At 68.1% G+C, this 24,332-nt stretch carries 22 protein-coding genes and 3 tRNA genes; 19 read left to right on the forward strand and 6 right to left on the reverse strand.

Annotation, left to right across the window (positions count from 1 at the left end; all coding sequences use genetic code 11):
• Nucleotide 1 precedes the first annotated feature (1 nt).
• Nucleotides 2–2,605 carry a DNA translocase FtsK gene (locus BLU22_RS13445; protein ID WP_449404112.1) on the reverse strand — a complete coding sequence of 868 codons (2,604 nt, stop codon included), beginning with the start codon at nucleotides 2,603–2,605 and terminating at the stop codon, nucleotides 2–4.
• Nucleotides 2,606–2,812: 207 nt separating this feature from the next.
• Between BLU22_RS13445 and trxB the strand changes: the two genes are divergently transcribed.
• The 14 genes from trxB to BLU22_RS13510 all read left to right on the forward strand — a co-directional run bounded on the left by trxB (nucleotide 2,813) and on the right by BLU22_RS13510 (nucleotide 12,009).
• Nucleotides 2,813–3,760, forward strand: a complete 948-nt coding sequence (gene trxB / locus BLU22_RS13450) for a thioredoxin-disulfide reductase (RefSeq protein ID WP_090215475.1) — start codon at nucleotides 2,813–2,815, stop codon at nucleotides 3,758–3,760.
• A 32-nt stretch (nucleotides 3,761–3,792) separates the two neighbouring features.
• Entirely contained in the window at nucleotides 3,793–4,482 is a 690-nt protein-coding gene (gene aat, locus BLU22_RS13455) for a leucyl/phenylalanyl-tRNA--protein transferase (RefSeq protein ID WP_090215476.1), read from the forward strand.
• A 40-nt stretch (nucleotides 4,483–4,522) separates the two neighbouring features.
• Nucleotides 4,523–5,227, forward strand: a complete 705-nt coding sequence (locus BLU22_RS13460; RefSeq protein WP_090215479.1) for an arginyltransferase — start codon at nucleotides 4,523–4,525, stop codon at nucleotides 5,225–5,227.
• A gap of 247 nt (nucleotides 5,228–5,474) precedes the next feature.
• Entirely contained in the window at nucleotides 5,475–6,119 is a 645-nt protein-coding gene (gene gacA / locus BLU22_RS13465) for a response regulator transcription factor GacA (protein WP_090215480.1), read from the forward strand.
• A 1-nt stretch (nucleotide 6,120) separates the two neighbouring features.
• Nucleotides 6,121–7,947: an excinuclease ABC subunit UvrC gene (gene uvrC, locus BLU22_RS13470; protein WP_090215483.1), complete on the forward strand. Its 1,827-nt coding sequence runs from the start codon at nucleotides 6,121–6,123 to the stop codon at nucleotides 7,945–7,947.
• Nucleotides 7,948–7,980: 33 nt separating this feature from the next.
• On the forward strand, nucleotides 7,981–8,532 hold the full coding sequence (gene pgsA / locus BLU22_RS13475; RefSeq protein WP_090215487.1) for a CDP-diacylglycerol--glycerol-3-phosphate 3-phosphatidyltransferase: 552 nt from the start codon (nucleotides 7,981–7,983) through the stop codon (nucleotides 8,530–8,532).
• A 61-nt stretch (nucleotides 8,533–8,593) separates the two neighbouring features.
• Nucleotides 8,594–8,669: transfer RNA gene (locus tag BLU22_RS13480), tRNA-Gly, on the forward strand.
• A 37-nt stretch (nucleotides 8,670–8,706) separates the two neighbouring features.
• Nucleotides 8,707–8,780, forward strand: a tRNA-Cys gene (locus BLU22_RS13485).
• Between the two features lie 130 nt (nucleotides 8,781–8,910).
• Nucleotides 8,911–8,997 (forward strand) — tRNA-Leu (locus BLU22_RS13490).
• A 171-nt stretch (nucleotides 8,998–9,168) separates the two neighbouring features.
• Nucleotides 9,169–10,494, forward strand: coding sequence for a tyrosine-type recombinase/integrase (locus tag BLU22_RS13495; protein ID WP_090215488.1), 1,326 nt, complete (start codon nucleotides 9,169–9,171; stop codon nucleotides 10,492–10,494).
• On the forward strand, nucleotides 10,494–10,925 hold the full coding sequence (locus tag BLU22_RS13500) for a hypothetical protein (protein WP_090215491.1): 432 nt from the start codon (nucleotides 10,494–10,496) through the stop codon (nucleotides 10,923–10,925). Before BLU22_RS13495 ends, BLU22_RS13500 begins: the two co-directional genes overlap by 1 nt.
• An 83-nt stretch (nucleotides 10,926–11,008) precedes the next feature.
• Complete coding sequence (locus tag BLU22_RS13505) at nucleotides 11,009–11,242, forward strand: transcriptional regulator (RefSeq protein ID WP_090215496.1); 234 nt, start codon at nucleotides 11,009–11,011, stop codon at nucleotides 11,240–11,242.
• Complete coding sequence (locus BLU22_RS14995) at nucleotides 11,239–11,403, forward strand: hypothetical protein (RefSeq protein ID WP_157719003.1); 165 nt, start codon at nucleotides 11,239–11,241, stop codon at nucleotides 11,401–11,403. The genes BLU22_RS13505 and BLU22_RS14995 overlap by 4 nt, the downstream gene beginning before the upstream one ends.
• A 33-nt stretch (nucleotides 11,404–11,436) precedes the next feature.
• Nucleotides 11,437–12,009 carry a helix-turn-helix domain-containing protein gene (locus BLU22_RS13510; protein ID WP_090215500.1) on the forward strand — a complete coding sequence of 191 codons (573 nt, stop codon included), beginning with the start codon at nucleotides 11,437–11,439 and terminating at the stop codon, nucleotides 12,007–12,009.
• 886 nt (nucleotides 12,010–12,895) lie between these two features.
• Here BLU22_RS13510 and BLU22_RS13515 read toward each other — a convergent pair.
• Nucleotides 12,896–13,120: a DUF2790 domain-containing protein gene (locus BLU22_RS13515; RefSeq protein WP_090215503.1), complete on the reverse strand. Its 225-nt coding sequence runs from the start codon at nucleotides 13,118–13,120 to the stop codon at nucleotides 12,896–12,898.
• A 235-nt stretch (nucleotides 13,121–13,355) separates the two neighbouring features.
• Between BLU22_RS13515 and BLU22_RS13520 the strand changes: the two genes are divergently transcribed.
• The 5 genes from BLU22_RS13520 to BLU22_RS13540 all read left to right on the forward strand — a co-directional run bounded on the left by BLU22_RS13520 (nucleotide 13,356) and on the right by BLU22_RS13540 (nucleotide 19,742).
• Nucleotides 13,356–14,234 (forward strand): patatin-like phospholipase family protein, encoded by an 879-nt coding sequence (locus tag BLU22_RS13520; protein ID WP_090215505.1) that lies wholly within the window; start codon nucleotides 13,356–13,358, stop codon nucleotides 14,232–14,234.
• 100 nt (nucleotides 14,235–14,334) lie between these two features.
• A complete protein-coding gene (locus BLU22_RS13525) occupies nucleotides 14,335–14,661 on the forward strand; it encodes a hypothetical protein (RefSeq protein ID WP_090215508.1) in 327 nt (108 codons plus the stop codon).
• A gap of 158 nt (nucleotides 14,662–14,819) precedes the next feature.
• A complete protein-coding gene (locus BLU22_RS13530) occupies nucleotides 14,820–15,887 on the forward strand; it encodes an HlyD family secretion protein (RefSeq protein WP_173867183.1) in 1,068 nt (355 codons plus the stop codon).
• A complete protein-coding gene (gene rbbA, locus BLU22_RS13535) occupies nucleotides 15,884–18,625 on the forward strand; it encodes a ribosome-associated ATPase/putative transporter RbbA (protein ID WP_090215513.1) in 2,742 nt (913 codons plus the stop codon). Before BLU22_RS13530 ends, rbbA begins: the two co-directional genes overlap by 4 nt.
• A 1-nt stretch (nucleotide 18,626) precedes the next feature.
• Complete coding sequence (locus BLU22_RS13540; protein ID WP_090215515.1) at nucleotides 18,627–19,742, forward strand: ABC transporter permease; 1,116 nt, start codon at nucleotides 18,627–18,629, stop codon at nucleotides 19,740–19,742.
• 127 nt (nucleotides 19,743–19,869) lie between these two features.
• Here the strand turns inward: BLU22_RS13540 and BLU22_RS13545 are convergent, their stop codons facing one another.
• From BLU22_RS13545 to BLU22_RS13560, 4 genes are read right to left on the reverse strand one after another with little or no spacing between them, the layout of a single operon-like run.
• Complete coding sequence (locus tag BLU22_RS13545; RefSeq protein ID WP_090215517.1) at nucleotides 19,870–20,640, reverse strand: enoyl-CoA hydratase-related protein; 771 nt, start codon at nucleotides 20,638–20,640, stop codon at nucleotides 19,870–19,872.
• A gap of 23 nt (nucleotides 20,641–20,663) precedes the next feature.
• A complete protein-coding gene (locus tag BLU22_RS13550) occupies nucleotides 20,664–21,854 on the reverse strand; it encodes an acetyl-CoA C-acyltransferase (protein WP_090215519.1) in 1,191 nt (396 codons plus the stop codon).
• 20 nt (nucleotides 21,855–21,874) lie between these two features.
• Nucleotides 21,875–22,642: an SDR family NAD(P)-dependent oxidoreductase gene (locus BLU22_RS13555; RefSeq protein ID WP_090215522.1), complete on the reverse strand. Its 768-nt coding sequence runs from the start codon at nucleotides 22,640–22,642 to the stop codon at nucleotides 21,875–21,877.
• A 13-nt stretch (nucleotides 22,643–22,655) separates the two neighbouring features.
• Nucleotides 22,656–24,320, reverse strand: a complete 1,665-nt coding sequence (locus BLU22_RS13560; protein WP_090215524.1) for an AMP-binding protein — start codon at nucleotides 24,318–24,320, stop codon at nucleotides 22,656–22,658.
• Nucleotides 24,321–24,332: the final 12 nt, after the last annotated feature.

Raw genomic sequence — 24,332 nt, forward strand, 5'->3', positions numbered from 1 at the left:
CTCAGTCGCGCACCGGCGCCGGCGCGATGACTTCGCGGGAGCCGTTGCTGTTCATGGGGGTAACCACTCCAGCCATTTCCATGGCCTCGATCATTCGTGCCGCACGGTTGTAGCCGATCTTCAGTTTGCGCTGCACCGCGGAAATCGATGCCCGGCGGCTTTCCGTGACGAAGCGCACGGCCTCGTCGTAGAGCGCGTCCTCCTCGCTGCCCTCGCCACCCTCGCCACCGGTCGAATCATAAGATCCGCCGCCGCCCTCTTCGGTTCCCGCGAGGATGTCCTCGATGTAATCGGGTGCGCCGCGCTGCTTCCAGGCCTCGACGGTACGATGCACCTCGTCGTCGGAGACGAAGGCGCCATGGACGCGGATCGGCAGCCCGGTGCCCGGCGGCAGGTAGAGCATGTCGCCATGCCCCAGCAGTTGTTCGGCGCCGCCCTGGTCGAGGATGGTGCGCGAGTCGATCTTGCTGGACACCTGGAAGGCGATGCGGGTCGGGATGTTGGCCTTGATCAGGCCGGTGATCACATCCACCGAGGGGCGCTGGGTGGCGAGGATCAGATGGATGCCGGCGGCCCGCGCCTTCTGGGCGATGCGGGCGATCAGCTCCTCGACCTTCTTGCCGACGATCATCATCATGTCGGCGAATTCGTCCACCACCACCACGATGGTCGGCAGCGCCTTGAGCAGCGGTGGCAGGTCGTCCGGACTCTCGCGGCGGAACAGCGGGTCGGTCAGCGGCGTACCGGCCTCCTCCGCCTCGCGGATCTTGCGGTTGAAGCCGGCCAGGTTGCGCACGCCCATGGCGGCCATCAGCCGGTAGCGGCGATCCATCTCGGCGACGCTCCAGCGCAGCGCGTTGGCCGCCTCCTTCATGTCGGTGACCACCGGGCAGAGCAGGTGCGGAATGCCCTCGTAGATCGACAGTTCGAGCATCTTCGGGTCGATCATGATCAGCCGCACCTGCTCGGGGGTCGACTTGTAGAGGATCGACAACAGCATGGCGTTGACGCCAACCGACTTGCCCGAGCCGGTGGTGCCGGCCACCAGCAGGTGCGGCATGCGCGCCAGGTCGGCGGTCACCGGCCGACCGCCGATGTCGTGCCCCAGGGCGATGGTCACCACCGACTTGGCTTCCTCGAACTCGGGAGTGGACAGCACCTCGGAGAAGCGCACGATCTGGCGGTTCTCGTTGGGCACCTCGATGCCCACGGTGGTCTTGCCGGGGATCACCTCGACCACCCGCACGCTGATCACCGCCATCGAGCGCGCCAGGTCCTTGGCCAGGTTGGTGATGCGGCTGACCTTGATGCCCGCCGCCGGCTGAATCTCGAAACGGGTGATCACCGGGCCAGGATGGGCGGCGACCACTTCGACCTCGACGCCGAACTCCTTGAGCTTGATCTCCAGCAGCCGCGACATCGACTCCAGCGCCTCGGGGGAGAAGCTGTTGGGACGGCTCTGCGCCGGGTCGAGCAGCGAAAGCGGCGGCAGGGTGCCCGCCAGCGCCTCGTCGACGCAGCTCGCCACGGGTGCCCTCACCTCATGGACCACCGGTCGCGGCTCGGCCGACAGCGGCTTGATCGCCAGCGGCGGCCGCTCGGCCGTCGCCACCGGCGCGACGCGCTCGACCGCACGGGGGGGAGCAGGCGGCGGCGCCTCGGGCTCGACTGGCGGCAGCGCGAACGGTTCGTCGTCCAGCAGATCCTCGATGTCCAGTACCGGCTCGCGGCGCCCGCTCGCCTCCTGACGGGGCGGCTCGACCGAGGCCGCTCTGGCTACGGCAGGCAACTCCGGAGCCGCAGCGGGGGCCGCGGCCAGCGGCGCAGTGCGCCCGCGCCGCGCCGGCGCAGCGCTCTCGGCGACACTGTCGGCCTGACGCAGCTTGAGTTCGAGGGCGCGTCGCTCGCTGCGTGCCGCCCACCAGCGACTGCCCAGACTGTGCAGCAGCTCGAACAGGTCCAGGGTGATCTTGCCGGTCAGGTCCATCAGGCGGAACCAGGACAGGTCGGTGAACACCGTCAGGCCGAACAGGAAGACCGCCATGAACAGCAGCGTGCCGCCCTGCACGTTCAACGCATCGACGGTCCACTCGCCCAGCGTCTTGCCCAGCATGCCGCCGGCCGGCGCCTGCGGGTTGACCTCCAGCGACTGGAACTGGATCGCCGCCAGTACCGAGGTCGACAGCAACAGCAGCAGCAGCCCGGTCAGGCGCCAGGACAGCAGCCAGCCGTTCCAGCGCAGCGGCCGGTGGCGGGACAGGAACAGGTCGAGCATCTTCAGCCCGAGCAGGGCCGGCAGCACATAGGCGGCATAGCCGAGGACGAAGAAGCACAGGCTCGCCACCCAGGCGCCCAGCCGGCCGGCGGCGTTGTTGACCTGCCCCGAGCCGGTCGACACATCGATGCCGGGGTCTAGGGGCGAATAGCTCGACAGCGCCATGCACAGATAGATGCCCAGGACGCCCAGCGCGATCAGCGCGGCCTCCTTCAGGCGGTAGTGCAACTGCTCGCGCCAGGCGCTCTCGCCGGCCGTCTCGCCCGACTTGCGGGGGGCGGAGGCGGAAGCGCGGCTGCGCGCCTTGGCGGTAGGGGTGGAAATCTTCAAAACGGGTCTTTTCCTGTGCGCATCCGGCGCTTGCGAATCATTGACGCAGACTATTGTAAGACTTTGCCTCAAGGATGCCATGCAGAGCGCTGGCCGGCGGTTTTTGCCGCCCGCACCTGTGCCGGTGTAGCATGCGCCACGGCATGTTCGAGGCGGGCCGATTGGAGCACGCATTTCCTTTTGAGACAAAGGCTTGTGGAGTCATTTATGGGTGAAACCAAACATTCGCGACTGATCATTCTTGGCTCCGGCCCGGCCGGCTACACCGCCGCCGTCTACGCCGCCCGCGCCAACCTCAAGCCCCTGCTGATCACCGGCCTGCAGGCGGGCGGCCAGCTGACCACCACCACCGAAGTCGACAACTGGCCCGGCGACGTCGAGGGTCTGACCGGTCCGGCGCTGATGGAGCGCATGCAGAAGCACGCCGAGCGCTTCGCCACCGAGATCGTCTACGACCACATCCACACCGCCGAGTTGCAGCAGCGCCCCTTCGTGCTCAAGGGCGACAGCGGCGTCTACACCTGCGATGCGCTGATCATCGCCACCGGCGCCTCCGCCCAGTACCTCGGCCTGCCCTCCGAGGAGGCCTTCATGGGCCGCGGCGTCTCCGCCTGCGCCACCTGCGACGGCTTCTTCTATCGCAACCAGGTGGTCTGCGTGATCGGCGGCGGCAACACCGCGGTCGAGGAAGCCCTGTACCTGTCGAACATCGCCCGCGAAGTCCATCTGATCCACCGCCGCGACAAGCTGCGCGCCGAGAAGATCCTCCAGGACAAGCTGCTGGAGAAGGCTGCCAACGGCAATATCCGCCTGCACTGGAACCACAGCCTCGACGAGGTGCTGGGCGATGCCAGCGGCGTCACCGGCGTGCGCATCAAGGACGTCAACAGCGGCGAGGCCCGCGAACTGGCACTGACCGGCGTGTTCGTCGCCATCGGCCACAAGCCCAACACCGAACTGTTCGCCGGTCAGCTGGACATGCGCGACGGCTACCTCAAGGTGCAGGGCGGCAGCGAGGGCAACGCCACCGCCGCCAGCATCGAGGGCGTGTTCGCCGCCGGCGACGTGGCCGACCACGTCTACCGTCAGGCCATCACCTCGGCCGGCGCCGGCTGCATGGCCGCGCTCGACGCCGAACGCTACCTCGACCAGTAAGGCCGTGCGGGCCTGCCGGCCCGCCCTCCCCCATGCTCAGCTGGCTGACCCGCAACTCGCTGGATTTTCCGCCTCTGGAGCGCGCCCTGCGCGAGCCGGACGGCCTGCTGGCGGCCGGCGGCGACCTCAGCCCGGAGCGCCTGCTGGCCGCCTATCGGCACGGCTGCTTCCCCTGGTACCAGGACGGACAGCCGCTCCTCTGGTGGTCGCCCGACCCGCGCATGGTGCTGTTCCCGGAAGAGCTGCACGTCTCGCGCAGCCTGCGTAAGACCCTGCGCCGCGGCGACTTCACGATCACCTTCGACCAGGACTTCGCCGCGGTGATCCGCGCCTGCGCCGCCCCGCGCAGCTACGCCGACGGCACCTGGATCACCTCTGCGATGCAGCAGGCCTACCTCGAACTGCACCGCCGCGGCATCGCCCATTCGGTGGAGGCCTGGCAGAACGGCGAACTGGTCGGCGGACTCTACGGCCTGGCGCTGGGCCGGCTGTTCTTCGGCGAGTCGATGTTCAGCCGCCGCGACGATGCCTCCAAGGCCGCCTTCGTCACCCTGGTCGAGCGCCTGCGCGACTGCGACTTCGCGCTGATCGACTGCCAGATGCACACCGAGCACCTGGCCCGTTTCGGCGCCCGCCAGATCCCCCGCCACGCGTTCGCAGCCTGCCTGCAGCGGCATCTGGATCGGGAAGGACCGAATCCCTGGGCGACCACCGCGCCGTGACATACACTGCTTGTGAGTACTCCGCTGGGAGGCTTTCGCCATGACCGAGCTGGCCCATCTCAAGTTCTACGCCACCCAGCCGCATGCCTGCAGCTATCTGGACGAACAGGCCACCACGCTGTTCCTCGACCCGCGCCAGCCGCTCGACGCCGACATGTATGCCGAGCTGTCCGAACTGGGCTTCCGGCGCAGCGGCGAACATCTCTACCGGCCGCACTGCCAGCACTGCCAGGCCTGCATCCCCGCGCGCATCCCCTGCGCCGCCTTTCGCCCCAACCGCCAGCAGCGGCGCATCGCCCAGCGCAACGCGGACCTGCAGACCCATATCGTGCGCCCAAGCTACAACGACGAGTACTACGCGCTGTATGCGCGCTACATCGAGCAGCGCCATGCCGACGGCGACATGTATCCGCCCAGCCGCGAGCAGTTCGCCACCTTCCTGCTTCGCGATCTGCCGTTCTGCGTGTTCGTCGAATTCCGCCTCGACAACCGGCTGCTGGCCATCGCGGTGACCGACGTGCTGCCCAACGGCCTGTCGGCGGTCTACACCTTCTTCGATCCGCAGGAGGAGAAACGCAGCCTCGGTCGCATGGCCATTCTCTGGCAGATCGACGAGGCGCGCCGGCGCGGCCTGCCAGCACTCTATCTCGGCTACTGGATCCGCAACTGCCGCAAGATGCGCTACAAGAGCGAGTACCGCCCGCTGGAGCTGTACGTCAACCAGCGCTGGACGCTGCTGACCTGAGCACGGCGCGACAATTGCGAGCCATGCACCCGGCAGCACGACCAAAACCCCGCATAATTCGCCCGCTTCCGCACCCCGGGCTGGCATTTCCACCTAAGTCTACTGGTGACTTCCCACCTCCCCCATAGGCTATGGAGGCGGCGGAACACCTTCGGCAGGCCGCCTGTCCATTGCCGAATTCATTTGCTATGGTTCGCGTCCCGACGAAGGCTGATGCCTTGTTCATCCGGCGCTATCGAGGTTTCGATTGATCAAGGTGCTCGTTGTTGATGATCACGATCTGGTGCGTACCGGCATCAGGCGCATGCTCGCCGATGTCGAGGGCGTCGATGTCGTCGGCGAGGCCGACTCCGGCGAAAGCGCCGTGCTGCGCGTGCGCGAACTCAAGCCGGATCTGGTGCTGATGGACGTAAAGATGCCCGGCATCGGCGGCCTCGAAGCCACCCGCAAGATCATCCGCAGCCACCCCGACATCCGGGTGATCGCCGTCACCGCCTGCGACGAGGAGCCGTTTCCCTCGCGCCTGCTGCAGGCCGGAGCGGCCGGCTATCTGACCAAGGGCGCCGCCCTGGACGAAATGATCAAGGCCATCCGCCAGGTGTTCGCCGGCCAGCGCTACCTCAGCGCCGATGTCGCCCAGCAACTGGCCCTCAAGCCCTTCCAGGCGCAGGGCGACAACTCGCCCTTCGAGCTGCTGTCCGAGCGCGAAATGCAGATCGCCCTGATGATCGCCGGCTGCCAGAAGGTGCAGAGCATTTCCGACAAGCTCTGCCTGTCGCCGAAGACGGTCAACACCTACCGCTACCGCATCTTCGAGAAGCTGGCGATCACCAGCGATGTGGAACTGGCCATGCTCGCCGTTCGCCACGGCATGGTCGATGCCGGCAACTGAGATGGACAGCCCCTTCGACAGTGCAGGCTTCCTGGCCAGCTGCAGCAGCCATCCCGGGGTCTACCGGATGCTCGATGCCGACGGGAAACTGCTCTACGTCGGCAAGGCCGCCAACCTGAAGAAGCGCCTGGCCAGCTACTTCCGCAAGAGCGGACTGGCCCCGAAGACCGCCGCACTGGTCGCGCGCATCGCGCAGATCGAGGTCACCCTCACCGCCAACGAGACCGAAGCCCTGCTGCTGGAGCAGACGCTGATCAAGGCCTCGCGACCGCCCTACAACATCCTGCTGCGCGACGACAAGTCCTACCCCTACGTCTTCCTGTCCAGCGATGACGCCTTCCCGCGCCTGGGCATCCATCGCGGCGCCAAGAAGCAGAAAGGCCGCTACTTCGGCCCCTACCCCAGCGCCCTGGCCATCCGCGAAAGCCTCAACCTGTTGCAGAAGACCTTCCAGGTCCGTCAGTGCGAGGACAGCTACTTCAACAACCGCACCCGCCCCTGCCTGCAGTACCAGATCAAGCGCTGCAAGGCGCCCTGCGTCGGCCTGGTCAGTGCAGAGGAATATGCCGAGGATGTCCGCCACTCGGCGATGTTCCTCGAAGGCCGCAGTAACCTGCTCAGCGACGAACTGACCCGCAGCATGGAGCAGGCCGCTGCCGCGCTGGATTTCGAGCGTGCCGCCGAACTGCGCGACCGCATCGCCCTGCTGCGCCGCGTCCAGGACCAGCAGAGCATGGAAGGCGGCAGCGGCGATGTCGACGTGGCCGCCGTGGCAGTCAGCCCCGGCGGCGCCTGCATCAACCTGATCACCGTACGAGGCGGGAGGGTGCTGGGCAGCAAGAGCTTCTACCCGCAGATCGGCATCGAACAGGAGGCCGGCGACATCCTCAGCGCCTTCCTCGCCCATCACTACCTGGGCTCCAGCGAGCGCGACCTGCCGGACGAGCTGATCGTCAACTGCGACCATGCGGACCTCCCGACCCTGAGCGCCGCCATCGCCACGCTGCGCGGGCGCGGCCCCTCGATCAGCCTGCGGGTGCGCGGCACCCGCGCGCGCTGGCAGCAACTGGCGGCGACCAACGCCGAGCAGGCGCTCAGCGCCCGCCTGGCCAACCGGGCGCACGCCGCCGCCCGCCTGGCCGCGCTCGGCGAAGCCCTCGGCCTGCCGCAGGCACCGCAGCGCCTGGAGTGCTTCGACATCAGCCACTCCAGCGGCGAGGCGACGGTGGCCTCCTGCGTGGTCTTCGGTCCCGAAGGCCCGCTGAAATCGGAATACCGCCGCTTCAACATCGAGGGCGTCACCGCCGGCGACGACTATGCGGCCATGCAGCAGGCGCTGACCCGGCGCCTGCGCCGCCTCAAGGACGGCGACGGCAAGCAGCCCGACATCCTTCTGGTGGACGGCGGCAAGGGCCAGCTCAACATGGCCCGCGAGGTGTTCGACACCCTGGGCGTGACCGACATCCTGCTGCTCGGCGTGGCCAAGGGCGAAACCCGCAAGCCCGGCCTGGAAACCCTCTACCTCAACGAGGCGAGCCACGAATTCACCCTGCCGGGTCACTCCCCGGCCCTGCACCTGATCCAGCAGATCCGCGACGAGGCCCACCGTTTCGCCATCACCGGCCATCGCGCCCGGCGCAGCAAGGCCCGCAACACCTCCCGCTTGGAGGAAGTGCCGGGTGTCGGCCCCAAACGCCGCCGCGACCTGCTCAAGCATTTCGGCGGCCTGCAGGAACTGGGCCGCGCCAGCAGCGATGAGATCGCCAAGGCGCCGGGCATCAGCAAAAAGCTCGCCGAGTTGATTTATGCCGTACTGCACAGCGAGTAGAATCCCCATTTCCTTAGCAGCCACAGCGTGCCGATGAATATCCCCAACCTGCTCACCGTCCTGCGCGTACTGCTGATCCCGGTCTTCATCGCGCTGTTCTACCTGCCCTTCAGCTGGAGTTACTGGGCAGCCAGCGGCGTGTTCGCGCTGGCCAGCGCCACCGACTGGCTGGACGGCTATCTGGCGCGACGCCTGGGGCAGAGCACACCGTTCGGCGCCTTCCTCGACCCCGTCGCGGACAAGCTGATGGTAGCGGTCGCCCTGGTGCTGCTGGTCGAGGAGCACTCCAGCCTGTGGCTGAGCCTGCCGGCCATGATCATCATCGGCCGCGAAATCGTCGTCTCCGCGCTACGCGAGTGGATGGCGGAGATAGGTGCCCGCGCGCATGTTGCTGTATCGCGCCTCGGCAAGTGGAAAACCGCCGCACAGATGACGGCTCTGGTCATCCTGCTCGCCAATCCGCCACGCATGGACCTGTGGGTGGGCTTGGGCTTCGGCCTGCTGATAATCGCCGCCATCCTCACCCTCTGGTCGATGATCCAGTATCTGCGCGCCGCCTGGCCGCACCTGGGTACGAGCAAATAACTTTTTTGAATCAAAGACTTGACAGCTAAACGGGTTCCTATAGAATGGCGCCCGTCACCAAGCGGGAATAGCTCAGTTGGTAGAGCACGACCTTGCCAAGGTCGGGGTCGCGAGTTCGAGTCTCGTTTCCCGCTCCAGTTTCAACGCTGTTCTGAAATATCTTCAGAACGCAAAGGCCGGGTGGCAGAGTGGTCATGCAGCGGATTGCAAATCCGTGTACGCCGGTTCGATTCCGACCTCGGCCTCCATATGAGAAAGTCCTGCAAGTCGATGATTTGCAGGACTTTTTTATTTACGGCAGGAAAAAGCGCGCCTTGCGGACATCGGGATGTGCTGTATATATTCTGCCCCCGCAGATCACGGATACACCGCGCTACCGCCCGAATGGCGAAATCGGTAGACGCAGGGGACTTAAAATCCCTCGCCCGCAAGGGCATCCCGGTTCGAGTCCGGGTTCGGGCACCAACAACATGCTTCCGCCTTCCCCCGGATTCACCCGGAAAGGCCGGAAACCCAGAGAAACCGGCCACTTGAGCCGGTTTTTTTGTGCCTGGGTTATCCCGCGTGCATCTGGATAGCCCCGCCATTTAGGTATATGTTTAGGTATACACCGATTCGATATGGAAACGTATACCAATGGCCCGCACCGTTACCCCGCTCACTGACCCCAAATGTGACGCCGCCAAGCCCCGCGAAAAGGAGTACCCCCTGTTCGACGGGCAAGGGCTTTACCTGCTGGTGAAGCCGTCAGGCACTAAGACCTGGCGCTTCAAGTTCACCCGTCCGGATGGCCGCTCCGGCCTCGCCACTTTCGGTAACTACCCGGCCCTTGGCCTGAAGGCCGCACGCGAACGCCGCGCCGAAGCCCTGGCACTGCTGGCGCAGGGTATCGACCCGCTCGAGCACGCCCGGCAGGCGAAGGCCGAAGCCATAGCAGCCACCGCGCACACCTTCGAGGCAGTGGCCCGTGACTGGCACGCCGCCAACGCCGCCAAGTGGAAGCCAGCCCACGCGCAGAACGTCCTGAGCCGGATGGAGAAAAACCTGTTCCCGGCAATCGGCAAGCGCCCGATAGCCGACCTGAAAACACGCGACCTGCTGGCTCCGCTCAAGGCAGTGGAGCAGCGCGAAGCCCTAGACCTGGCGAGCCGCCTGCGCCAGTGCATTACCGGCATCATGCGCCGCGCCGTACAGCTCGGGATTATCGACACCAACCCGGCGAGCGACCTGCAAGGTGCTACGGCGACCGGCAAGACCACCCACCGCGCCGCGCTACCCTTGGAGCGCCTTCCCGAGCTGCTGGAACGCTTGGACGCCTACAAAGGACGCCAGCTCACCCGCCTGGCCGTACAGCTCACCCTGCTGGTTTTCGTCCGCTCGAGCGAACTGCGCTTTGCCCGCTGGGAGGAAATCGACTTCGACCGGGCGCTGTGGACGATCCCCGGCGAGCGGGCACCGATTGAAGGCGTGAAGCATTCCACGCGAGGCTCCAAGATGGGGACGCCGCACCTTGTACCCCTGAGCCGGCAGGCAATGGCCGTACTCGAGCAGGTGCGCCAGCTCACCGGGCGCTTCGAGCTGATCTTTCCGAACGATCACCAACCGCAGAAGCCGATGAGCGAAAACACCGTAAACGCCGCCCTGCGCCGCATGGGGTACGACACCAAGACCGAGGTATGCGGGCATGGATTCCGCACTATGGCCTGTTCGGCGCTGGTGGAGTCGGGGCTGTGGAGCCGTGACGCGGTAGAACGGCAAATGAGCCACCAGGAACGCAACGGGGTACGCGCCGCCTACATCCACAAGGCCGAACACCTAGGCGAGCGCCGCCTTATGTGTCAGTGGTGGAGCGATTATCTGGACGCCTGCCGGGAGCAGTTCACTGCACCGTTCGAGTTTGCCCACCGTGGCGAGGATGGCGGCAACGTGGCGCGGATCAAACGCACCGGGGAGGCTGGCTGATGCACCCGGTATTTCCGTTTGATCTGGCCGCGCAAGACGCTATCAGCCGCGCCGAATCCGACCCTGAGCAGGCCGCCGAAGCCCTGCGCCTTGTGGCGGCCTGCCTGCGCCGTGGCGAGGCGCTGCCGGCGAACCTTGCCGAGTACCTGGCTGGCGCTATCGAAGCCAGCATGGGCAAGCCCCAGGCCCGGAGAGCCGCCGCCTTGTGTAATGAGCTGCACCTTACCGCGCAGAACCGGCGGCCTGCCGCCTACTGGCCGGAAGTCGGAGCGTACATGACCGACCTGATCGAAGCTGGCGCAAGCCAGAACGCCGCCGCCGTGAATTTTAGGATTGGTGAACCGACCGCCGTCCGCTACCTGCGCCAGTACCGCGAAGCCATGCGCGCCGCTGAGGCCGTCGAGCGGCTGGAAGCTGGCCGAACTGACTGACTCAAAAGCCCCTGCCCTATTGGATCAACAGCGCCGGCCACGCCGCATAACCTGCGACCTGTACTCACACAGGAGCATCCGACATGATCCAAGCAACCACCCCGAGCGCCAGCACCCCCGAGCTGTGGACGATGGCCGATCTGGCCCGCGTCATGCACCGTACCCGCTCGGGTATCGACAAGCTGCGCGCCCGTGACCCGCAGTTCCCCAAGCCGCTGAAGGATGGCACCGACCGCCGCAGCCGTATCTATTTCGTCCGGCAGGAAGTCGAGGCGTACCTGTCTGCACGTCTGGCCGAACGCGAGGTGCGCGCATGAAAAAGGCCGCACCCCATACCAGCAGCGCAGCCCGTCGCAAGGCGCATTTTACCACCGCCGTACAGGTCGCCGGCATCGCTGCCCTGTACGTCCTGACATTCGCCGGACTGCTGGCCTTCACGCTGCTGATTATCGAGGTGGTGCGGAGGGCTGGCCTGTGACCGACCAGACCGACTACCAGCGAGGCCACCGCTATGACGGCGAAGGATGACGCCGGCAAGGCGATGGGGCCAGTCGAGAAGCAGCAATGGCTAGATGACGCCGCAGCATTGGCACACCTGAGCCGCGCCGAGCTGGCCGCGCTGATCGTGATAGCCAACACGATGAACTCCAAGACCGGCATAGCCTGGCTGAGTATGGCGACCATCGGCAGACGCACCGGCACCACCATCCGCACCGCCAACAGGACTATCAGGCGACTGCTAGAGCTGGGGCTTATCGAGCTGGTGAAGCGTGGCACATGGCAGGGGAAAGCCAACCACTACACCCTGAACCGGCACTATTTCAGCCAACCGGTAGGTAGTGACGCCGGCGACACTACCCCCAGCAAGGTAGTGACACCCAGCGTCGAAGGTAGTGACGCGCAGGGTACAAAGGTAGTGACGCCCACGTCAGACATATCTATCCCTGAATCCGAGCCATTAGCGAAGGATGAAGGGGATAGATCGCAAGCGGAGGCCGGGACTGCGCCGCTGCGCCCTGTTGGGGCTTGCGTCGCGTCCCGCCAGACAAAAAGAGCAAGGGTGCGGCAACCCCCTATGGCCTGAGCCGTCAGGCGCTTCTGAGACGCTTACAGGCCGCCATCGTCGATACGGGTAGGGAATGCGCCGGGAGTACGGCAAGATCACGGCACCTTTCACGGTAAGATCACGGTAAGGTTTTGCAGGATCACCCCATGTTTACCCCAAGGTTCCGCATGGATCACGTCAAGATCACCATTAGGCCAGCCGCTAAGGTTGCACCAAGGGTTCGCGGATCACGTCAAGATCACATCATGGCTGCATCCGTTACTCAGATATGAGCATCGCCCGACCTGATGCTATTTTCGCAGCATCGCCCCCACCACCCCCACTAGAACGCCCTGAGAGGCCGCAGGACGCGTCCCGGCTGATCCGCTGGCCGATGGCATGGCCTGACCTATGCGAGCTGCTGGCGGCTGTCCTGCTGGCACTGAAGGTTTTCCAGCAGTCACTATGCGAGGCGCAGCCTTGCCGATTAGAAGGACGTTTTTGGGCACGTTAGATGTGAGCGCTTTTGCGCGCATCCTGAGCAGTGCGCACGCGACAAACTCCCCAGTATCAAAAAGCGCCAGCAGATGCCCGGGCGAAGGTGCCCGGCTGGGGTACTTTCGGATTTAGGTATACGACCAGGACACCCAAGGCAAAAAACCCTTCAAGAATGCGGCTTTCAGGCCACTATTCGACTCCGGCTTCGACCATATTCTTCAGAGCTTGCGGGGGCATCTCGATGCAGCCCTGATGAGCTTTCCGCAATTCGACGCGCCACGCGCCAGCAGTCTCAAGCCGACAATAGAAAGCAGCCCCGACATAGCGCGGGGCTTTTGCGTTTCCGGGTCGTACGACAGCGAGCGTGATCGACAGGCACCTAATTCCGCTGCACGGCATCCATGCCGCAGGCGTCGATGCCTACCTCTCAGCCCCGCAAGCAGGCTTCGGACGCACGCAGGTAGGACTGCTGGTGCTGCTCGCCCTGGCTGTCGCGGTAGGTCATCAACGCCGTGGTGGTTTCGCAGCTGGCGCTGGCGGGGATCTCGATGCTCAGCACCCGGGCGATGTCCGCGCGAGGCGCACCGGTTTCGCCGGCATGGGCGACGCCGGCGAGGCACAGCAGGGCAACGGCAAGGATCTTGGCTTTCATAGATGACAGGTCTCTCATAGGCTGGAAGAAGGGCTCGCACTCCTGCATCTCCGACACCCAAGCCGCAGCGGCGGGCTGCCAGGGGAGTGCATGCCAGCCATTCTGCCCGGGCGGGACCGTCAAACCGCTTGCCGGTGGATTACCGATTCGTAATGGAGCATGAGCGGGCAGACCGCGCGCATCGGCTATCGTGAAACGGGATGGGAATCCCGCTCCGGCGTCGAGGAAACCGCACATGAGCCCAGGCAAGACCGCATTCGTGCTGGCCGGCGGCGGCAGCCTCGGTGCCGTGCAGGTCGGCATGCTCAAGGCGCTGGACCGGGCGCAGATCGTTCCCGACTTCGTCGTCGGCGCCTCGGTCGGGGCGATCAACGCCGCCTACTATGCTGCCGCCCCCGATGCCGCCGGCATCGCGCGCCTCGAACGCATCTGGCTGGATCTGCGGCGTACGGACATCTTTCCGTTTGCCCCGTTCGACACCCTCCTCGGCCTGCTCGGCCGGCGCGACTTCTTGACCCGGCCCGGCCCGCTGCAGAGCCTCATCGCCACGCAGTTGCCCTACCGCAGGCTGGAGCAGGCCGCCCTGCCCTGCCACGTCGTCGCCACCGACGCCCTCGACGGCACGGAGGTCATCCTCTCCTCGGGCGAAGCCAGCCAGGCGCTGCTCGCCAGCGCCGCCATTCCGGCGGTATTCCCGGCCGTGGTCATCGATGGGCGACCGCTGATGGATGGCGGCATCGCCAGCAACACCCCCATTGCCGCGGCAGTAGCCCTGGGCGCGAGCAGGGTGGTGATCCTGCCGACCGGCACCCCCTGCGCCCTGCAGAAACCGCCGCGCGGGGCGCTGGCCGTCGCCCTGCACGCCATCAACCTGCTGGCGATGCGTCAGCTGCTGGCCGACATCGACCGCTTCGCCGCACGCTGCGAGCTGATCGTCCTGCCGCCGCTGTGTCCGCAGGCCATCAATACCTACGACTTCACCCACACGGGCACGCTCATCCAGCGCGCGGAAAGGGCTGCCGAGCACTGGCTGCAGGACGGCCTGCAGGGCCTGCGGGCCAAGGACCCGCGCTGGTTGCTGGCACCCCACCGGCATCCCGCCGCACACGGCTGAGCGCGGCGACTGCACCGGCACCCCGCAAAATTGCTAAACGCATCACGGAAGCCGGTCGATCCGCGTCATATCGTCGGCCGTCCCACAGGGAGGGCCGACAATGGAAATGACACGACTGGAACAGATGTGGCGCCTGTTCGGCATGCCGGGGCTGCTGATGGCCGGCGCCCTGCTGGGCATGCTGCTGGTGAGCGCGCTGCCTGAACTCTTCGCCGCTTCGCTGCGCGATCTGGCCAGCGTACCGCTGCTGGGCGGGCTCGCCTGGGGCACCGTCTGGTGGATACTCAACGCCTGGAAACTCTACTGCTGGGAAGCCGGCACCTGGGAAGGCAGCTGCATCTTCTGCGGCGGCCACATGCACAGCGCCGACGGCGTCAGCCTGTGCCTGGCCTGCAGCACCCGCCGCGAAGCCCAGCCGCTGGCCTGAATCACCCTCCCCGCGCGCCCTGCGGCGGCCCGATGCCACGGCTGCCAAGCGGCGCTGCCGTCTGCCATGCACCTTTGCCCTGATCTGCCGCAGTGACAGCCGCCGCCGGCGGGCTTACCCTCTGGACTCGAAAAGCCGGTCGAGAACGGATGGATGCGATGAAGCAGAACAAATGGATGGGGCGTGGCGTACTGCTGGCTGCACTGGCGCTCGTCGCGCTGGGTGCCTGGTATCAGCTGCGCCCGGGGGATGCAGACGCCGGCCTGGTCAAGGGCAACGGTCGCATCGAGGCCACCGAGATCGACGTGGCCAGCAAGCTGGCCGGGCGCATCGCCCACATCGAGGTCGATGAGGGCGATTTCGTCGAACCGGGACAGATCCTCGCCCGCATGGACACCAGCAACCTCGACGCCCAGCTGCGCCAGGCCGAAGCGCAGGTGCGCCAGGCGGAAAACGCCATCCTCACCGCCCGCGCCATGGTCGCCCAGCGCGAGAGCCAGAAGGCCAGCGCCGAGGCCGTGGTGGTGCAGCGCCAGGCCGAGCTCAACGCCGCCGACAAGCGCTACCGGCGCACCGAGGCGCTGGTGCAGAGCCGCGCCGTGTCGCGCCAGCAGCTGGACGACGACCTCGCCGCCCGGCAGAGCGCCGCAGCGACCCTCAGCGCCGCCCGCGCCCAGGTGCTGGCCGAGCAGGCCGCCATCGAGGCGGCGCGCTCCCAGGTGATCGAAGCCGAATCCGCCGCCCTGGCGGCCCGCGCCACGGTCGAGCGCCTGCGCGCCGACCTCGACGACAGCCAGCTCAAGACCGACCGCGCCGCGCGCGTGCAGTACCGCATCGCCCAGCCGGGCGAGGTGCTCGGCGCCGGCGGCAAGTTGCTCAATCTGGTCGACCTCGCCGACGTCTACATGACCTTCTTCCTGCCCGAGCGGCAGGCCGGGCGGGTGGCGATCGGCAGCGAGGCGCGGCTGGTCCTCGACGCCGCGCCGCAGTACGTGATCCCGGCGAAAGTCAGCTACGTGGCCAGCGTCGCCCAGTTCACCCCCAAGACGGTGGAGACCGCCAGCGAGCGGGAGAAGATGATGTTCCGCGTCAAGGCGCGCATCGACCCCGAGCTGCTGAGAAAGCACCGCGAACGGGTGAAGACCGGGCTACCCGGCGTGGCCTGGCTCAAGCTCGACGACGGCGCCGAATGGCCGGCCCACCTGCAGATCAACGTCGGCCAATGAACGGCGCGAACGCCACCGTGGCGCACCTGGCGGACGTCGGCCTGCGCTACGGCCAGACCTGCGCCCTCGACGACATCCAGCTGGAGATTCCCGCCCGGCGCATGGTCGGCCTGATCGGCCCGGACGGGGTCGGCAAGTCCAGCCTGCTGGCGCTGATCGCCGGCGCCCGGCAGATCCAGCGGGGCCGCGTGCGGGTGCTGGACGGCGAGATGAGCGACGCCGCGCACCGCCGTGCCGTCTGCCCGCGCATCGCCTACATGCCCCAGGGACTGGGCAAGAACCTCTATCCGACCCTCACCGTCGCCGAAAACCTGGAGTTCTTCGCCCGCCTGTTCGGCCAGGACCGCGCCGAACGGCAACAGCGGATCGACGCGCTGACCCGCAGCACCGGCCTGCATCCCTTCCTCGACCGCCCGGCCGGCAAGCTCTCCGGCGGCATGAAGCAGAAGCTCGGCCTGTGCTGCGCGCTGATCCACGATCCCGACCTGCTGATCCTCGACGAGCCGACCACCGGGGTCGATCCGCTGTCGCGCAGCCAGTTCTGGGAGCTGATCGGGCGCATCCGCGCCGGGCGTCCGCAGATGAGCGTGCTGGTCGCCACCGCCTACATGGACGAAGCGCAGCGTTTCGACCACCTGGTGGCCATGGACGCCGGGCGCATCCTCGCCACCGGCAGCCCCGCCGAGCTGCTGGCGCGCACCGCAAGCGCCAGCCTGGAGGAAGCCTTCATCCGCCTGCTGCCGGAGGAGAAGCGCCGCCGCCACCGCGCCCTGGCAATCCCCCCGCGCCCGCCCAGCGACGCGACGGCCATCGAGGCCCACGGCCTGACCATGCGCTTCGGCGACTTCGTCGCGGTGGATTCGGTGAGCTTTCGCATCGAGCGCGGGGAGATCTTCGGTTTCCTCGGCTCCAACGGCTGCGGCAAGTCGACCACCATGAAGATGCTCACCGGCTTGCTGCCGGCCAGCGAGGGCGAGGCGCTGCTGTTCGGCAAGCCGGTCGATCCCCACGACCTGCAGACCCGGCAGCGGGTCGGCTACATGTCCCAGGCCTTCTCGCTGTACGGCGAGCTGAGCGTGCGGCAGAACCTCGACCTGCACGCCCGGCTGTTCCACATCCCCGCCGCCGAGCGCGAGGCGCGCATCCGGGAGATGCTCGAACGCTTCGAGCTGGCCGACGAGGTGGACAGCCTGCCCGAACGCCTGCCGCTGGGCGTGCGCCAGCGTCTGTCGCTGGCGGTAGCGGTGATCCACCGCCCGGAAATCCTGATCCTCGACGAACCCACCTCGGGGGTCGACCCGGTGGCCCGCGACGGCTTCTGGGAGCTGCTGGTGCAGCTGTCGCGCGAGGACGGCGTGACCATCTTCATCTCCACCCACTTCATGAACGAGGCGCTGCGCTGCGACCGCATCTCGCTGATGCACGCCGGCCGCGTGCTGGACAGCGACACCCCGCAGGCGCTGATCGACAAGCGCGGCCTGCCGGACCTGGAAAGCACCTTCATCGCCTACCTGCGCGACGCCGTGGCCGAGGCCGACGGCGGCGCCGTCGAGACGCCAGCCGGCCACGCCGCGGACACTCCGCCCGCCGCCACCGACCACGCCGCGCCCCACGCCCGCTTCAGCCTACGCCGCCTGCTCAGCTACAGCCGCCGCGAGTCCATGGAGCTGCGCCGCGACCCGGTGCGCGCCACCCTGGCGATGCTCGGCACCGTGCTGCTGATGTTCATCATGGGCTACGGGGTCAGCTACGACGTGGAGAACCTCACCTACGCGGTGCTGGATCGCGACCAGACCACCAGCAGCCAGGCCTATCTGCTGGACATCGCCGGCTCGCGCTACTTCACCGAGCGGGCGCCCATCGCCGACCACGCCGAGCTGGACCGTCGCCTGCGCAGCGGCGAAATCAGCCTGGGCATCGAGATCCCGCCGAACTTCGCCCGCGACCTCAAGCGCGGCACCGCCCCGCAGATCGCCTTCTGGATCGACGGCGCCATGCCGATGCGCGCCGACACCATCAAGGGCTACGTGCAGGGCATCCACGCCAGCCACCTGCAGGAGCTGGCGCGCCGCGCCGGCGTGGACGCCACGCCGCAGGTCGACGTGGCGATCCGCTACCGCTACAACCCGGACGTGCAGAGCCTGCCGGCGATGGTGCCGGCGATGATCCCGATCCTGCTGATGATGATCCCGGCGATGCTCACCGCCCTGGGCGTGGTGCGCGAGAAGGAACTCGGCTCGATCACCAACTTCTACGTCACTCCGGTGACCCGCCTGGAGTTCCTGCTCGGCAAGCAGCTGCCCTACATCGGCCTGGGGATGATCAACTTCCTCACCCTGGTGCTGCTCGCGGTGTTCGTCTTCGGCATCCCGGTCAAGGGCAGCCTGCTCGCCCTGTGCCTCGGCGCGCTGCTCTACGTCACCTGCGCCACCGGCCTGGGCCTGTTGATGTCGTCGATCCTGCGCAGCCAGATCGCGGCGATCTTCGGCACCGCCATCGCCACCCTGCTGCCGGCCATCCAGTTCTCCGGGCTGACCCACCCGGTCTCGGCGCTGGAAGGCCCCAGCGCCTTCGTCGCCCAGCTCTACCCCACCAGCCACTTCCTGATCGTCAGCCGCGGGGTGTTCTCCAAGGCGCTCGGGCTGGCCGAGCTGTGGCCCTACCTGTTGCCCATGCTGGCGGCCATCCCGGTGCTGACCCTGATCAGCGTCGCCGGCCTGCGCAAGCAGGAGAAGTGACATGCGCGCCCTCGGCAACATCCTCCAGCTCGGCCTCAAGGAACTGCGCAGCCTGTACCGCGACCCGGCGCTGGTGGCGCTGATCGTCTACGCCTTCACCCTGGCCATCTACTCCAGCGCCACCGCGCTGCCCGAGGCGCCGCACCGCGCCAGCGTCGCGGTGGTCGACGAGGACCGCTCGCAGGTTTCGGCGCGGATCCTCGACGGCCTGCAGATGCCCTACTTCATGCCGCCCGCGCACATCGACCTCGCCGCGATGGACAGCGGCATGGACGCCGGGCGCTACACCTTCACCCTGAACATCCCGCCGAACTTCCAGGCCGACCTGCTGGCCGGGCGTAGCCCCAGCGTGCAGCTCAACGTCGACGCCACCCAGGTCAGTCAGGCGTTCACCGGCGCCGGGCACATCCAGCAGATCGTCGCCGCCGAGACCGCCGCCTTCGTGCAGCGCTACCGCGGCAGCGAGCCGCTGGCGGTGGACGCGGTGATCCGCATGGCCTTCAACCCCAACCTGGTGCGCGCCTGGTTCGGCGCGGTCAACGAGGTGATCAACCAGATCACCATGCTGGCGATCATCCTCACCGGCGCCGCGCTGATCCGCGAGCGCGAGCACGGCACCATCGAGCACCTGCTGGTGATGCCGGTCACGCCGCTGGAGATCATGCTCGGCAAGGTCTGGGCGATGGGCCTGGTGGTGCTGGTCGCCGCCGCCTTCTCGCTGCGCGTGGTGGTGCAGGGCTGGCTGGACGTGCCGCTGCAGGGCTCGCTGGCGCTGTTCGTAGCCGGCAGCGCGCTGCACCTGTTCGCCGCCACCTCGATGGGCATCTTCTTCGGCACAGTGGCGCGCTCGATGCCGCAGCTGGGTCTGCTGGTGATTCTCGTGCTGATGCCGTTGCAGATCCTCTCCGGCGGCGTCACCCCCCGCGAGAGCATGCCCGAACTGGTGCAGCAGGTGATGCTGGTGGCGCCCACCACCCACTTCGTCCAGCTCGCCCAGGCCATCCTGTTCCGCGGCGCGGGGCTGGACATCGTCTGGCCGCAGTTCCTCGCCCTGGCCGGCATCGGCGCGCTGTTCTTCGCCGGCGCCCTGGGGCGGCTGCGCAAGTCGCTGCAGTGAGCGACCGAGTCCTGCGGGAGCGCCATCCGCGCCGCGAGGGCACGGGGAGCGAACCCCGGCAGGATCGGGCCTGTTTCGCACCGCCAGGGCGAGGCCGGACCACCTGCGCAGTCCCGCCTCGCCCCGTTCAGCGCTGGAACTGCGCCGGGCGCTTCTCCAGGAAGGCGCCCATGCCTTCCTTCTGGTCGGCGGTGGCGAAGGCGGCATGGAACAGCCGGCGCTCGAAGCGCAGGCCCTCGGCCAGCGAACTCTCGTCGCAGCGCTGGATGCACTCCTTGATCATCAGCACCGCGGTGCGCGAGCGCGCGGCGATCTGCCGGGCGGTGTCCAGCGCCGTCGCCTGCAGCTCGGCCAGCGGCACCACGCGGGCCACCACGCCGCAGCGCTCGGCCTCGGCGGCATCGAACTGGCGCCCGGTAAGGGTCATTTCCATCGCCTTGGCGCGGCCGACCAGCCGCGCCAGACGCTGGGTGCCACCACCGCCGGGCAACACGCCGAGGGTGATCTCCGGCAGGGCGAAGCGCGCATTGTCGGCGGCGATGATGAAGTCGCAGGCCAGCGCCAGCTCGAAGCCGCCGCCCAGCGCATAGCCGGCCACCGCGGCGATCACCGGCTTGCGCCGTGCGGCGACCCGGTCGACGCCGGCGAAGAACTCCTCCAGATAGCTGTCGGGGAAATGCAGCCCGACCATCTCGCGGATGTCGGCGCCGGCGGCGAAGGCCTTGTCCGAACCGCTCAGCAGCACGCAGCCGATCTCGCGGTCGTGTTCGAAGGCGTCCAGCGCGCGGTTCAGCTCCTCCAGCAGCGCGCTGTTCAGCGCATTGAGCGCCTGGGGACGGTCGAGGACGATCAGCCCGACGGCGCCGTCGCGCTCGACCCGGATGTGTTGGTAGCTCATGGCATAACTCCTGGGGGCAAGGGTCAGCGCAGGCGCTCGATGGCCACGGCGGTGGCTTCGCCGCCGCCGATGCACACCGAGGCGACGCCGCGGGTCAGGTCGTACTGCTGCAGGGCGCAGAGCAGGGTCACCAGCACCCGCGCGCCGGACGCGCCGATCGGGTGGCCCAGCGCGCAGGCGCCGCCGTGGACGTTGAGGCGCTCGTGGGCGATGCCCAGCTCGCGCATCGCCGCCATCGGCACCACGGCGAAGGCCTCGTTGATCTCGAACAGCTCCACCGCCTCCAGCGCCCAGCCGCTACGCTCCAGCAGGCGACGAATCGCCCCCACCGGCGCGGTGGTGAACAGGCTCGGCGCCTGGGCGAAGGACGCCTGGGCGACGATCCGCGCCAGCGGGGTCAGGCCGCGGCGCTCGGCCTCGGACTGGCGCATCAGCAGCAGCGCGGCGGCGCCGTCGGAGATCGAGCTGGAGTTGGCCGCGGTGACGGTGCCGCCCTCGCGGAACGCCGGCTTCAGGGTCGGAATCTTGTCCAGACGCGCCTTGGGCGGCTGCTCGTCGGCGTCGATCAGCCGGCGTTCGCGGCCGATGCGCGCCTCGACGGCGACGATCTCCGCAGCGAAGCGGCCCTCGGCCATGGCCTTCTGCGCCCGCTCCAGGGAGGCGATGGCGTAGGCGTCCTGCTCGCGGCGGCCGAAGCCGTAGGCGCTGGCGCAGTCCTCGGCGAAGGTGCCCATCAGCCGCCCCGTCTCGTAGGCGTCCTCCAGACCGTCGAGGAACATGTGGTCGAGCACCCGGCCATGGCCGAGGCGATAGCCGCCGCGCGCGCGGTCGAGCAGGTAGGGCGCGCGGGACATGCTTTCCATGCCGCCGGCGACCACCACCGAGGCGCTGCCGGCGATCAACTGGTCGTGGCCGAGCATCACCGCCTTCATTCCCGAGCCGCACATCTTGTTCAGCGTCGAGCACAGCGCGCCCTGCGCCAGTCCCGCGCCCAGCGCCGCCTGGCGGGCCGGCGCCTGGCCCTGGCCGGCCTGCAGCACGCAGCCCATGAGCACCTCGTCCACCGCCTCGGCGGCGAGGCCGGCGCGGTCGAGCGCGGCGCGGATCGCCACCGCGCCCAGTTCGGCGGCGCTCATCTCGCTCAGCTCGCCCTGGAACCCGCCCATCGGCGTGCGGGCGCTGCCGACGATGACTACCGGGTCTTTCATGTTCATGGTCTCGCTCCTCGTTGCATTCATTTCGCCGCCATGCGCAGCGCGCCATCCAGACGGATGACCTCGCCGTTGAGCATGGGGTTGGCGACGATGTGCCGCACCAGCGCGGCGTATTCGGACGGGTGCCCCAGGCGGGGCGGGAACGGCACGTTGGCGGCCAGCGCGGCGCGCACTTCCTGGGGCATGCCGGCCATCATCGGCGTCTCGAACACCCCGGGGGCGATGCACATCACCCGGATGCCCGAGCGCGCCAGCTCGCGCGCCGCCGGCAGGGTCAGGCCGACCACCGCGCTCTTCGAGGCGGCATAGGCGCATTGGCCGATCTGCCCGTCGAAGGCCGCCACCGAGGCGGTGTTGACGATCACCCCACGCTCGCCGTCGGCGTTCGGCGCGTTGCACGCCATCGCTTCGGCGCCCAGGCGCAGCAGGTTGAAGGTGCCGTTCAGGTTGATCTCGATCACCCGGCGAAAGCGCGCCAGATCGTGAACGCCGTCGCGGCCGAGGAGCTTCTCGGCCGGCGCCACCCCGGCGCAGCTGACCACCCCGTGCAGGGCGCCGAACTGCGCCAGCGCGGCGTCCACCGCAGCCTGCACCTGCGTCTCGCAGGTCACGTCGCAGGCCACCGCCAACGCCGCCGCGCCCAGTTCCAGGGCCGCCGCGCGGGCCGCGGCGGCGTCGATGTCGGCGAGCACCACCCGGGCGCCGGCGCCGACCAGTTCGCGGGCGGTGGCCAGGCCGAGGCCCGAGCCGCCGCCGCTGATCAGAAATACGCTGTTGTCGATCTGCATGACGGTTCCTCGCTCAGTGGGCGGCGGCCTGCGGCGCCTGGCCCTGGGCACGGGCGATTTCCTGGCTGCGCAGCAGGAAGCGCTGGATCTTGCCGCTCGGGGTCTTCGGCAGCTCGGCGACGAACTCCACCTCGCGCGGGTAGGCATGCGCCGACAGGCGCTGGCGCACGTGCTGGCGCAGCGCCTCGGCCAGCGAGGCATCGCCGCGGTACGGCGCGTGCAGCACGACGAAGGCCTTGACCACCTCGGTGCGCTCCGGATCGGGCTTGCCGACCACCGCCGCCTCGATCACCGCCGGGTGCTCGATCAGCGCGCTTTCCACGTCGAACGGGCCGACCCGGTAGCCGGCGGTGGTGATCACGTCGTCGTTGCGGCCGATGAAGCTGATGCTGCCGTCCTGGTTCAGCTCCACGGTGTCGCCACTCAGATAGTAGCGCCCGGCGAAGGCGCGGGTCGGCTGGCCCAGGTAGCCGGGGAACCAGAACAGCGGCGACTGACGGCGATCCACGGCGAGGATGCCGGGCTGGCCGGGGGGCAGCTCGCGCAGCTGCTCGTCGACCACCACCACCCGGTGGCCGGGCACCGAGTAGCCGGCCGCGCCCAGATGCACGGGATGTTCGAGACCATGGTGGTTGCACAGCACCATGCCCATCTCGGTCTGCCCGTAGTGGTCGTGGATCGGCGCCTGCAGGCGTTCGGCGAACCAGCGGATCACCTCCGGGGTCAGCGGCTCGCCGGCGCTGCTCACCGCGCGCAGGCGCCCGCGCAGCTGCGCCTCGACCTCCTCGCGGGCGGCCATCAGCAGACGGAAGGCGGTGGGCGAGCCGGCCAGGTTGGTGATGCCGTACTGGCGGACGATCCGGCAGGTGCTCTCCACGCTGAACGGCCCGTCGTAGAAGGTGGTCGGGTAGCCCAGCGCCAGCGGCCCGGTGACCGCGTAGTAGAGGCCGTAGGCCCAGCCCGGATCGGCGAGGTTCCAGAAGGCGTCCTCGGGGCGCAGGTCGATGGCCTGGCGCATGTAGCCGGTGAACGCGACGATGGCCTTGAGCGGCACCTGCAGCGGCTTGGACGGCCCGGTGGTGCCGGAGGTGAACATCAGCAGGAAGGGATCGTCGCCGCGGCGCGGCACCGGCGCGAAGCTCGCGTCCTGCGCCTCCAGCTCGGCCCAGAAGCTGCCGTCGCCGCGACGGATACCCTGCCCCTTCGGCCCGCTGACGGTGAGGATCGGCGGCGCGTCGGGCACCTCGTCGAGCTTGGCGCGGTTGCCGGCGTCGGTGACCACCAGCCGCGCCGCCGAGGCGGCCAGGCGGTATTCGATGGCCTTGGGACCGAAGGCGGTGAACAGCGGCTGGTACACCGCGCCCAGGCGCCAGGTGCCGAGGATGGTGATCAGCAGTTCGGGAGTGCGCGGCAGCAGGCCAGCCACGGTATCGCCGGGGCGCACGCCCTGCTGCCGCAAGTAGTTGGCCAGCCGCGCCGAGGCGTCCTGGAGCTGGCTGAAGGTCCAGGTGCTGCGAGTGCCGTCGCGGCCCTCCCAGAACAGGGCGATGCGGCCCGGCAGGGCGTGGCGGTCGCAGCATTCGACGCAGGCGTTGACGGCCTCCAGCGAGCCGCTCAGCGCCGCCGCGACGGCGCGCTGCAGATCGAAGGCGCCGACGGCGCTCTGATAATCGCGCATGGTGATGACTCC

It is taken from the genome of Pseudomonas guangdongensis, from assembly GCF_900105885.1.
Taxonomy (GTDB): Bacteria; Pseudomonadota; Gammaproteobacteria; order Pseudomonadales; family Pseudomonadaceae; genus Geopseudomonas; species Geopseudomonas guangdongensis.